Below are 12,020 nucleotides of genomic sequence, written 5' to 3' on the forward strand. Positions count from 1 at the left end.
CGCATGCAGCGGGCGCCCACCCTCAGATGTGAAGGACTTTGACAATCTCGTACTCGATATCGCCACCTGGCGTTTTCACGACGACCGTATCGCCCTCTTCCTTGGCAATCAAGGCGCGAGCGATCGGCGAGCCGACCGAAATCTTGCCGAGTTTGATGTCCGCCTCATCCTCACCCACGATCTGGTAAGTCACGCTTTCATCAGTCTCGACGTTGGCGATTTCGACGGTAGTGCCGAAAATCACTTTGCCGGTGTGCGGAATGGTCGTCACGTCAATGATCACCGCGTTCTGCAGGCGACCTTCGATGTCACGGATCCGCGCCTCGACCATGCCTTGCTGTTCGCGCGCAGCATGGTATTCAGCGTTTTCTTTCAAATCACCCAACTCGCGGGCCGTACCGATGTCCTGGCTGAGCTTCGGACGAACGACCTTGGTCAGGTGAGCATGCTCTTCTTCCAGGGCCTTGGAGCCCTGGACGGTCATTGGGTATTTATTCATGCCTTCAATCCTGCGTGTAGATCCTGCAAGCGGCGTACGGTCTTCTCGGGACCGAACTTCAGCGCTTCGCAGATAGCTTCGCCAGCAGCAATGGTGGTTGTGCAGTAAATCTTGTGCTGCAAGGCGTTACGGCGAATGGAATAGGAATCGGCGATCGACTGACGACCTTCGGTGGTGTTGATGATCAGGGTGACTTCGTCATTCTTGATCATGTCGACCACGTGCGGACGACCCTCGGTCACCTTGTTCACGCGACGCACTTTCAGACCTGCGGCTTCGATCAGCTTGGCAGTGCCGGCAGTGGCGACGACTTCGAAGCCCAAGTTGATCAGATCACGGGCCACGCCTGCAACCAGTGGCTTGTCATCGTCGCGCACGCTGATGAATGCGGTACCGCCGGTCGGCAGCACTTCGCTGGCGCCCATCTGGGCTTTGGCAAAGGCTTCGCCGAAGGTGTCGCCGACGCCCATCACTTCACCGGTGGACTTCATCTCTGGGCCGAGGATCGGGTCAACGCCAGGGAACTTGGCGAACGGGAATACCGCCTCTTTCACGCTGTAGAAGTTCGGGATGATTTCCTTGGTGAAGCCGATTTCCTTCAGGGTTTTACCGGCCATCACGCGAGCCGCGACCATTGCCAGGGAAATACCGATGCACTTCGACACGAACGGTACGGTACGGGAAGCACGCGGGTTGACTTCGATGACGTAGATGTCCTCGCCTTGCAGCGCCAACTGAACGTTCATCAGGCCGACCACGCCCAGCTCCAGGGCCATTTTCTTGACCTGTTCGCGCATCTCGTCCTGGATGTGCGCCGGCAGCGAGTACGGCGGCAGCGAGCACGCGGAGTCACCGGAGTGAACGCCCGCCTGTTCGATGTGCTGCATGATCGCGCCGATCACCACGTCCTTGCCGTCGCAGACCGCATCCACGTCCATCTCGATGGCGCAGTTGAGGAAGTGGTCGAGCAGCACCGGGCTGTCGTTCGACACTTGAACCGCGTCACGCAGGTAACGCTTGAGTTCTTCTTCCTTGTAGACGATTTCCATCGCCCGGCCGCCCAGTACGTAGGACGGACGCACCACCAGCGGGTAACCGATCTTCGCGGCAGCGCGAACGGCTTCGTCTTCGCTGCGCACGGTGGCATTTGGCGGCTGACGCAGGTTCAGGCGCTCAACCATTTGCTGGAAGCGCTCACGGTCTTCGGCACGGTCGATGGCGTCAGGGCTGGTGCCGATGATCGGCACGCCGGCCGCTTCCAGAGCACGAGCCAGCTTCAGAGGCGTCTGGCCGCCGTACTGGACAATCACGCCTTTCGGCTTCTCGACGCGGCAGATTTCCAGCACGTCTTCCAGGGTCACTGGTTCGAAGTACAGACGATCGGAAGTGTCGTAGTCAGTGGAAACGGTTTCGGGGTTGCAGTTGACCATGATGGTCTCGTAACCGTCATCGCGCAGCGCCAGTGCCGCGTGTACGCAGCAGTAGTCGAACTCGATGCCCTGACCGATACGGTTCGGGCCACCGCCGAGGATGATGATCTTGTCACGACCGGACGGCGCGGCTTCGCACTCTTCCTCGTAGGTCGAGTACAGGTAGGCGGTGTCGGTGGCGAACTCGGCCGCGCAGGTGTCGACGCGCTTGTAAACCGGGAACACTTCCAGCTTGTGGCGGTGAGTACGCAGGTTCTTCTCGGTGACGCCCAGCAGCTTGGCCAGACGCTGGTCGGAGAAACCCTTGCGCTTGAGCTTGTACATCAGATCGCGGTCGATAGCGGACAGACCGAGGGTCTTGACCTTCTCTTCGTCCTTGATCAGATCTTCGATCTGCACCAGGAACCACGGATCGATCATGTTCATGCCGAAGATTTCTTCGACGGTCATGCCGGCGCGGAAAGCGTCCGCCACGTACCAGATACGCTCGGCGCCCGGCACGGTCAGTTCGCGCTTGAGCACGCTCATGCTTTCCGGGTTGCTCAGGTCGACCTTCTCGTCCAGACCGCAAACGCCCACTTCCAGACCGCGCAGGGCTTTCTGCAGGGATTCCTGGAAGGTACGACCGATGGCCATGACTTCACCGACCGACTTCATCTGAGTGGTCAGGCGCGCGTCAGCGTTGGCGAACTTCTCGAACGCGAAGCGCGGCAGCTTGGTCACGACGTAGTCGATGGACGGCTCGAAGGACGCCGGGGTACGGCCGCCGGTGATGTCGTTCTGCAGTTCGTCGAGGGTGTAACCGACGGCCAGCTTGGCCGCGATCTTGGCGATCGGGAAACCGGTGGCTTTCGAGGCCAGAGCCGACGAGCGGGATACACGCGGGTTCATCTCGATCACGACCATGCGGCCGGTGTCCGGGCAGATACCGAACTGAACGTTGGAACCACCGGTCTCGACGCCGATCTCGCGCAGTACCGCCAGCGAGGCGTTACGCAGGATCTGGTATTCCTTGTCGGTCAGGGTCTGAGCCGGGGCAACAGTGATCGAGTCACCGGTGTGCACGCCCATCGGGTCGAAGTTTTCGATCGAGCAGACGATGATGCAGTTGTCCTTTTTGTCGCGGACAACTTCCATTTCATATTCTTTCCAGCCGATCAGCGATTCGTCGATCAGCAGCTCCTTGGTTGGCGACAGGTCCAGACCACGGGCGCAGATTTCTTCGAACTCTTCACGGTTGTAAGCGATACCGCCACCGGTGCCGCCCATGGTGAAGGACGGACGGATGATGCACGGGAAGCCCAGGCGCTCGAGCACCGCGTTGGCTTCTTCCATGCTGTGGGCGATACCGGAACGCGGGCATTCCAGGCCGATGGCCTTCATCGCCTTGTCGAAACGCGAACGGTCTTCAGCCTTGTCGATGGTGTCGGCATTGGCACCGATCATCTCTACGCCGAACTTTTCCAGAACACCTTCGCGCTCCAGGTCCAGGGCGCAGTTCAGAGCAGTCTGGCCGCCCATGGTTGGCAGCACGGCATCCGGACGCTCTTTTTCGATGATCTTGGCAACGGTCTGCCACTTGATCGGCTCGATGTAGGTGGCGTCGGCCATGTCCGGGTCGGTCATGATGGTGGCCGGGTTGGAGTTCACCAGGATGACGCGGTAACCCTCTTCGCGCAGGGCTTTACAGGCCTGGGCGCCGGAGTAGTCGAATTCGCAGGCCTGGCCGATAACGATCGGGCCAGCGCCGAGAATCAGGATGCTTTTAATGTCTGTACGTTTTGGCATGGGTTTGTCACTCAAATCCGCAGGTCAGTCGGCAAGCCGTCTTGATCGATTTCTGAAGTCCCGAGGGGGCCGCCGGTTCCGGGGCCGCCCTCGAGGGGCTTCTCGCTACAGTCTCAAGGCGAGCGCTTAGCGTCGCTTGGCCATCTCGTTGATGAAGCGGTCAAACAGAGGGGCTACATCGTTCGGGCCCGGGCTCGCTTCAGGGTGACCCTGGAAGCTGAACGCGCTCTTGTCGGTACGCTCGATGCCTTGCAGGGTGCCGTCGAACAGCGATTTATGGATCGCGCGGACGTTGGCTGGCAGGGTCGCTTCGTCAACCGCAAAACCGTGGTTCTGGCTGGTGATCATCACGACGCCAGTGTCCAGATCCTGAACCGGGTGGTTGGCACCGTGGTGGCCGTGGCCCATTTTCAGGGTCTTGGCGCCGGAGGCCAGAGCCAGCAGCTGGTGACCGAGGCAGATGCCGAAGACCGGAATTTCGGTTTCCAGCACTTCCTTGATGGCCTTGATTGCGTAGTCGCAAGGCTCCGGGTCACCAGGGCCGTTGGACAGGAACACGCCGTCCGGCTTCAGAGCCAGCACGTCGGCAGCCGGGGTTTGCGCCGGAACCACGGTCACGCGGCAACCGCGCTCGACCAGCATGCGCAGGATGTTGACCTTGACGCCGTAGTCGTAGGCAACCACGTGGTATGGCAGCTCGGAGGCTTCGATGGTCGCGTGGCTGTCGGTTTTCAGATCCCAGACAGTGGAGCGCCATTCGTATTGGGTCTTGGTGCTGACGACTTTCGCCAGATCCATGCCCTTCAGGCCCGGGAAGCCTTGCGCAGCGGCGATGGCCGCCTCTTCGGAGATGTTGTCGCCGGCCATGATGCAGCCGTTCTGTGCGCCTTTTTCACGCAGGATGCGGGTCAGGCGGCGGGTGTCGATACCGGCGATTGCCACAACATTGTTGGCTTTCAGGTAATCGGACAGGGACATCGTGTTACGCCAGTTGCTCGCTACCAGCGGCAGGTCACGGATGACCAGACCAGCGGACCAGACGCGGTCGGACTCGGCGTCTTCCGGCGTGGTGCCGGTGTTGCCGATGTGCGGGTAAGTCAGGGTAACGATCTGTTGGGCGTAGGAAGGATCGGTAAGGATTTCCTGATAGCCGGTCATTGCGGTGTTGAACACCACCTCACCAACGGTCTGACCGTCGGCTCCAATGGCTTCGCCGCGAAAAATGCTGCCATCAGCAAGGGCGAGTATGGCTGGCTTAGTCAAGAAGACCTCCCGTAAATAACGCATGAAAGGGCAATCGCAGGTTGTAAAAAAGCGGAGTGACGTATGGACACGTCACCCCGCTTCTTCACTGAATTATTCTGCGCGCTTTTAGTGGACACACTAAAGCTGTAGCTTACAGAAAAAGGGATTTTTGGTCTACCGCCAATGAGCCTGAAAGGCCGGAGAATGCGACAGGGCGTCGCTCAGCGGATTGAAACCGGCACAAACAGGGCGTTTGCGCCGGATTCAGAACATCTCAATGCAGGTCGAGCACGTCCTGCATGTCGTACAAACCAGGCTCGCGAGCATCCAGCCACAACGCCGCACGCACCGCGCCCTTGGCGAACGTCATGCGGCTCGAAGCCTTGTGTGTGATCTCCAGGCGCTCACCTTCGCAAGCAAACAGCACCGTGTGATCACCCACCACATCACCACCGCGAACAGTGGCGAAACCGATGGTTTCACGCTCACGGGCACCGGTGTGACCTTCACGACCATAGACCGCGACTTTCTGCAGATCACGATCCAGCGCATTGGCGATCACTTCACCCATGCGCAGGGCCGTGCCCGATGGCGCATCGATCTTGTGGCGGTGATGGGCCTCAATGATTTCGATGTCCGCATCTTCCGCCAACACCCGTGCCGCCATGTCGAGCAGCTTCAGCGAAAGGTTGACGCCGACACTGAAGTTGGCGGCGAACACGATCGGAATATCCTTGCCCGCCTCGGCCAACAACTGCTTCTGCGCAGCATCCAGACCAGTCGTGCCAATCACCATCGCCTTGCCGGCCTTGCGGCAGAAGGCCAGGTTTTTCAGCATGACTTCCGGCAGGGTGAAGTCGATCAACACATCGAACTCTTCCGCCACCGATTCCAGATTGCCGGACAACGGCACGCCGATTCGACCGAGCGAAGCCAGCTCACCGGCATCCACGCCGATCAGCGTACTGCCAGGACGGACAATCGCAGCCGTCAAACCGGTCAGCGGCGCGCGCTGCTGCACCGCCTCGACCAGAATCTTGCCCATGCGCCCGGCAGCGCCCATCACAGCTATACGTCGCATGCCGACTCCTTACAGATCGCCGAAGAAGCGTTTTACACCGTCGAACCAACCGGTAGTTTTCGGGGAATGGCTGTTGTCGTCCGCCAGGGAGCTGCGGAACTCTTCCAGCAATTCACGCTGACGGCGGTTCAGGTTGACCGGCGTCTCGACGGCCACACGGCACATCAGGTCGCCCGCACCACCGCCACGCACCGGCGCAACGCCCTTGCCGCGTACGCGGAACTGCTTGCCGGTCTGAGTCCCTTCCGGAATCTTCAGTTTGACGCGACCATCGAGGGTCGGAATTTCCAGCTCGCCACCCAGGGCTGCGTCGACAAAGCTGATCGGCACTTCGCAGAACAGGTGCTTGCCGTCACGCTGGAAGATGTCGTGTTCGCGGACGTTGATCACCACGTACAGGTCCCCGGTCGGACCACCCTGAGTGCCCGCCTCGCCTTCGCCGGACAGACGAATGCGGTCACCGGTGTCGACACCGGCCGGCACTTTAACAGAGAGGGTTTTGTACTCTTCGACGCGACCGTCGCCGTGGCAGGAATCGCACGGATCGGAAATGATCTTGCCCTGGCCATGGCAGCGCGGGCAGGTCTGCTGCACCGAGAAGAAGCCTTGCTGCATACGCACCTGACCGATGCCGCCGCAAGTCGGGCAAGTCGATGGCGACGAGCCTTTCTTGGCGCCCGAACCGTCGCATGGTTTGCAATTGACCAGCGTCGGAACGCGGATATTCACGGTCGTACCGCGTACCGCTTCTTCCAGGTTCAGCTCCAGGGTGTAACGCAAATCGCTGCCGCGCTGAGCGCCGCCACGGGAGCCGCCGCGACCGCCACCGAAGAAGTCACTGAAGACATCACCGAAGATGTCGGAGAAGTTCTGACCGCCGAAGCCTGCACCGCCGCCACCCATGCTCGGGTCGACGCCGGCATGACCGTACTGATCGTACGCTGCACGCTTGCTGGAATCGGACAGCACTTCGTAGGCTTCGTTGGCCTCCTTGAACAGATCTTCCGACGCCTTGTCACCGGGATTACGGTCCGGGTGGTGCTTCATCGCCAGACGGCGATAGGCCTTTTTCAGGTCTGCTTCGCTTGAGCCGCGCTCAACACCCAACACTTCGTAATAGTCACGCTTAGCCATAAGTTCTTCATACTCTTGAGGACGTTCGGCAAACCCCTCCTGAGCTTCGCCAAACTCGTTGAGCCCCAATACAGGCCCGGACCCAACTCACGTCAATTCAACGATCCTGGTCTTTGGTTCATGCGGTATTTACGGCGCGAAAAGCAGGAGCATTCCCGGCCATACCGCCAACACACGAAGCTTGTCGCATGCTGTAAAAATTCGCGTATTCCAGATACGCCAACGCGGGAGCAAGCTCCCGCGCGGCGACATCCTACCAGTCACCGCCGCAAGGCAGTCAACCGGGCGACCAACAACTTACTTGTGGTCTTTGACTTCTTCGAACTCGGCATCGACAACATCGTCAGCCTTCTCAGCCGATTCGCCTTGCGGTGCCGCGCCTTCAGCAGGCTGAGCCTGTTCGGCGTACATCTTCTGGGCAACCGGCGCAGAGACTTTCGACAGCTCTTCAACCTTGGCGTCGATGGCAGCCTTGTCGTCGCCTTTGACGGCGGCTTCCAGGGCAACCACAGCCGCTTCGATTGCAGTCTTCTCTTCTGCAGTCACTTTGTCGCCAGCGTCAGCGATCATCTTGCGAGTCGAGTGAACCAGTGCGTCACCCTGGTTACGGGCAGCGGCCAGCTCTTCGAACTTGCGGTCTTCCTCGGCGTTCAGCTCGGCGTCGCGCACCATTTTCTGGATTTCTTCATCCGACAGACCAGAGTTGGCCTTGATGGTGATCTTCTGCTCTTTGCCGGTCGCCTTGTCCTTCGCACCTACGTGCAGGATGCCGTTGGCGTCGATGTCGAAGGTCACTTCGATCTGCGGAACGCCACGTGGAGCTGGTGGAATGTCGGCCAGATCGAACTTGCCCAGGGACTTGTTCTGTGCGGCTTGCTTGCGCTCGCCTTGCAGGACGTGAATGGTCACGGCGCCCTGGTTGTCGTCGGCGGTCGAGAACACTTGCGATTTCTTGGTAGGAATCGTGGTGTTTTTCTCGATCAGCGCGGTCATCACGCCACCCATGGTTTCGATACCCAGGGTCAGCGGGCTGACGTCAAGCAGCAGAACGTCTTTCACGTCACCGGCCAGAACGGCGCCCTGGATCGCAGCACCCATGGCAACAGCTTCGTCCGGGTTCACGTCTTTACGTGCTTCTTTACCGAAGAAATCGGTAACTGCCTTCTGCACCAGAGGCATACGAGTCTGACCACCAACCAGAATCACGTCGTTAATTTTGCTGACGTCGATACCGGCGTCCTTCAGAGCAATACGGCATGGCTCGATGGTACGGTTCACCAGATCTTCGACCAGCGACTCGAGCTTGGCACGAGAGATCTTCACGTTCAGGTGCTTAGGACCAGTCGCGTCTGCTGTGATGTACGGCAGGTTGACGTCGGTCGATTGCGAAGAAGACAGCTCGATCTTGGCTTTCTCAGCGGCTTCTTTCAGACGCTGCAAGGCCAGAGGATCGTTCTTCAGGTCCATGCCGGACTCTTTCTTGAACTCGTCGACGAGGTAGTCGATCAGGCGCATGTCGAAGTCTTCACCACCCAGGAAGGTGTCACCGTTGGTGGCCAGCACTTCGAACTGGTGCTCGCCGTCAACTTCAGCGATTTCGATCACGGAAACGTCGAAAGTACCACCACCCAGGTCGTAAACGATCACGGTGTGATCGCCCTTGGCCTTGTCCATGCCATAAGCCAGAGCGGCTGCGGTTGGTTCGTTGATGATACGTTTTACGTCCAGACCGGCGATGCGACCAGCATCTTTAGTCGCCTGACGCTGACTGTCGTTGAAGTAGGCCGGAACGGTGATCACCGCTTCGGTCACTGCTTCGCCGAGGTAGTCTTCGGCGGTCTTCTTCATCTTTTTCAGGACTTCGGCGCTGATTTGCGGCGGAGCCATCTGCTTGCCGGAAGCCTCGACCCAGGCGTCACCGTTGTTGGCCTTGACGATCTTGTAAGGCACCAGCTTGATGTCTTTCTGTACAACTTCTTCGTCGAAGCGGCGGCCAATCAGGCGCTTCACTGCGAACAGTGTGTTGTGCGGGTTGGTCACAGCCTGACGCTTGGCCGACTGACCGACCAGGATTTCGCCATCGTTGGCATAAGCGATGATCGACGGCGTAGTACGCGCGCCTTCAGCGTTTTCAATAACTTTGGCTTTGCCGTTTTCCAGCACGGAGACGCAGGAGTTGGTAGTCCCCAGGTCGATACCGATAATTTTGCCCATGTTCACTCTCCCGAAACTTTGGATTTTTTTGCCGCAGCAGTGGTGGCTGACTGCGGTAATACTTAAACGCTTGACTTGTAAATGGGGGCCTTGCGGCTAATTTCAAGCCTTCTCGTCAATCGAAGGCGAAACTGGCGCCGGCGCCTTGCTGACCACAACCATCGCCGGACGCAGCAGGCGACCGTTGAGCTGGTAGCCCTTCTGGAACACCTTGAGAATGCTGTTCGGCTCCAGGACATCACTTTCCTGCATGGCCATTGCCTGGTGCTCCACGGCGTTGAACGGTTCGCCTTCCTGCGGGCTTACAGCGACAAGCTGGTAGCGCGTGAGGGTGTCGTGAAACATTTTCAGGGTCAGCTCGATGCCTTCGCGCATCGGACGGATGCTTTCGTCATCCGGGCTCGACAGCTCGAGGCCGCGCTCCAGGCTGTCGACGATCGGCAGCAGGTCGCCGGCGAATTTTTCCAGCGCAAACTTGTGCGCCTTTTCGACATCCTGCTCGGCACGGCGGCGGACGTTCTGCAGATCGGCAGCTACGCGCAGCGATTGATCCTGCGCGGCGGCCAATTGCTCTTCGAGCACTTGTACACGGGTCGCCAGGTCATCACCCGAAGTCTCGGGCGCCTGATTGGCTTCTGGGTTTTGCGTATCTACTGTCTGTTCGTCAGCCATGGAATTCTCCTTTCAATATCGTCCGCGAGTTCGATTCGCGCTTCTGCCCCGGTATATGGGGCCGCAAAATCAGGCTTCAAGGGCTGACAACGATTAACCCTACAAAAAAGTGCTGCATTGGCATTCCTGCGTGCGACAAGCATTTGATCGGATCATCCCCATTGAGCCGAGCGAGGGCATTGTCAGCTCGAAACAAAACACTGTATAAATAACCAGACCTAAAGTTTGGGAGCGGCCTTTATGCTGGTGCACCTGTCCGTACACAACTACGCCATCGTTGAACATCTCGATCTCGAGCTCGATCGCGGCATGAGCGTGATTACCGGGGAAACCGGCGCCGGCAAATCGATCATGCTCGACGCCCTGGGCCTGACGCTCGGTGATCGCGCCGACAGCGGCGTGGTGCGACCGGGCGCCGACAAGGCCGATATCCTGGCGACCTTCGATCTGGCCGATATTCCCGAGGCCAGTACCTGGCTGGCGGAACGCGACCTGGAAACCGACGGTCCGTGCATCCTGCGTCGGGTCATCACTTCCGAAGGTCGCTCACGCGGCTATATAAATGGCACCCCCTGCCCGCTCGGCGATCTCAAGGCGCTCGGCGAGCTGCTGATCGACATCCACAGCCAGCACGAACACCAATCCCTGCTCAAGACCGATACCCACCGGCGCCTGCTCGACGAGTACGCCGGGGCGACCGATCTGGCGCGCCAGGTACATCTGGCAGCCCAGCGCTGGCGCCAGACTCGCCAGGAGCTGGAGCGCCTTTCCAACTCCGGCGACGAACAGCGCGCGCGCCATCAGTTGCTCAGCTACCAGCTCGAAGAACTGGAAAACCTCGGCCTCGGCGAAAACGAGCTGGGAGAACTGGAGCAGGAACACAAGAACCTGACCAACGCCGAAACCCTGCTCGGCATCTGCCGACAAGTGGTCGAGCAATGCAGCGAAAGCGATTCCGGCAACGTGCTGAATGCCCTGACGGCCAGCCTCAATCGACTGTCGAGCGTGAACAACTCCGTCGGCGCGCTGGGTGAGGCGAGCAGCCTGCTGACCAGTGCGCAGATTCAGGTTGAAGAAGCCGTCGGCGAGCTCAATCGCTTTCTCGACAACTTCGATGCCGACCCGGCGCGCCTGCAATATCTGGAAGAACGTCTGGACTCCATCTACACGCTGGCACGCAAACACCGCATTCAGCCGACTGAAGTGGCGGAGATGCAACAGAAGCTGCTCGACGAAATCGAAGCGCTGGACGCCAACGATGAATCCATCGAGCGCCTCGCCGAGGAACTTGCATCCTATGCCCGCCATTATCAGGAAAAGGCTCGGGAACTGAGCGAGCTGCGTCATCAGGCAGCCGGCAGCCTGGCAAGCGCGGTGGAGCAGGAGATTCAACGCTTGGGCATGCCGGGCGGTCGCTTCACCATCGAATTGCGCGCCAACAACAGCAGCGAACTGCAACCCAACGGTCTGGAACAAGTCGAGCTGCTGGTGAGCGCCAACCCGGGCCAACCCCTGAAGGCCCTGGCCAAAGTAGCGTCCGGCGGTGAGCTGTCACGGATCAGCTTGGCCATCCAGGTGATTACCGCCCAGACCTCTCGCGTACCGACATTGGTATTCGACGAAGTTGACGTGGGGATTGGCGGTCCAACGGCTGAAATCGTCGGCCAGTTGCTGCGTCGCCTTGGGGATCGCGGACAGGTACTGACGGTTACGCACTTGCCGCAAGTCGCGGCTCAGGGGCATCAGCATCTGTTCGTGCATAAAGTACGCGGCGAGCAGGCGACTCATACGGCCGTTTCGAAGCTGAGCAAGAATGACCGCATAGAAGAAGTCGCACGCATGCTTGGCGGCATCGATCTGACCAAAGAGTCTTTGGCGCACGCGAAAAAGATGGTCGTCACCGCAAAGGTTTAAGCACGCCAGAAAGCACGAAGGCGACCCTTGGGTCGCCTTCGCT

At 59.4% G+C, this 12,020-nt stretch carries 8 protein-coding genes; 1 reads left to right on the top strand and 7 read right to left on the bottom strand.

Annotated elements, in window-relative coordinates; translation table 11 throughout:
* Window positions 1-22: 22 nt before the first annotated feature.
* The 7 genes from greA to grpE form a co-directional block, all read right to left on the bottom strand.
* A complete protein-coding gene (gene greA, locus ACM6JM_RS29135; protein WP_039769164.1) occupies window positions 23-499 on the bottom strand; it encodes a transcription elongation factor GreA in 477 nt (158 codons plus the stop codon).
* A complete protein-coding gene (carB, locus tag ACM6JM_RS29140) occupies window positions 496-3,717 on the bottom strand; it encodes a carbamoyl-phosphate synthase large subunit (RefSeq protein ID WP_039769162.1) in 3,222 nt (1,073 codons plus the stop codon). The genes greA and carB overlap by 4 nt, the downstream gene beginning before the upstream one ends.
* A 126-nt stretch (window positions 3,718-3,843) precedes the next feature.
* Window positions 3,844-4,980: a glutamine-hydrolyzing carbamoyl-phosphate synthase small subunit gene (carA, locus tag ACM6JM_RS29145; RefSeq protein ID WP_064593337.1), complete on the bottom strand. Its 1,137-nt coding sequence runs from the start codon at window positions 4,978-4,980 to the stop codon at window positions 3,844-3,846.
* Window positions 4,981-5,236: 256 nt separating this feature from the next.
* Window positions 5,237-6,043 (bottom strand): 4-hydroxy-tetrahydrodipicolinate reductase, encoded by an 807-nt coding sequence (gene dapB / locus ACM6JM_RS29150; protein WP_007953764.1) that lies wholly within the window; start codon window positions 6,041-6,043, stop codon window positions 5,237-5,239.
* A gap of 9 nt (window positions 6,044-6,052) precedes the next feature.
* Entirely contained in the window at window positions 6,053-7,177 is a 1,125-nt protein-coding gene (dnaJ, locus tag ACM6JM_RS29155; RefSeq protein ID WP_039769159.1) for a molecular chaperone DnaJ, read from the bottom strand.
* 297 nt (window positions 7,178-7,474) lie between these two features.
* Window positions 7,475-9,391 (bottom strand): molecular chaperone DnaK, encoded by a 1,917-nt coding sequence (gene dnaK / locus ACM6JM_RS29160; RefSeq protein ID WP_074691912.1) that lies wholly within the window; start codon window positions 9,389-9,391, stop codon window positions 7,475-7,477.
* Between the two features lie 102 nt (window positions 9,392-9,493).
* Window positions 9,494-10,063: a nucleotide exchange factor GrpE gene (gene grpE / locus ACM6JM_RS29165; protein ID WP_039769154.1), complete on the bottom strand. Its 570-nt coding sequence runs from the start codon at window positions 10,061-10,063 to the stop codon at window positions 9,494-9,496.
* A 240-nt stretch (window positions 10,064-10,303) separates the two neighbouring features.
* Here grpE and recN point away from each other — a divergent pair, with 240 nt between their 5' ends.
* A complete protein-coding gene (recN, locus tag ACM6JM_RS29170) occupies window positions 10,304-11,977 on the top strand; it encodes a DNA repair protein RecN (RefSeq protein ID WP_134334082.1) in 1,674 nt (557 codons plus the stop codon).
* Window positions 11,978-12,020: the final 43 nt, after the last annotated feature.

It is taken from the genome of Pseudomonas sp. IT-P2, assembly GCF_949767575.1.
Taxonomy (GTDB): domain Bacteria; phylum Pseudomonadota; class Gammaproteobacteria; order Pseudomonadales; family Pseudomonadaceae; genus Aquipseudomonas; species Aquipseudomonas pharyngis.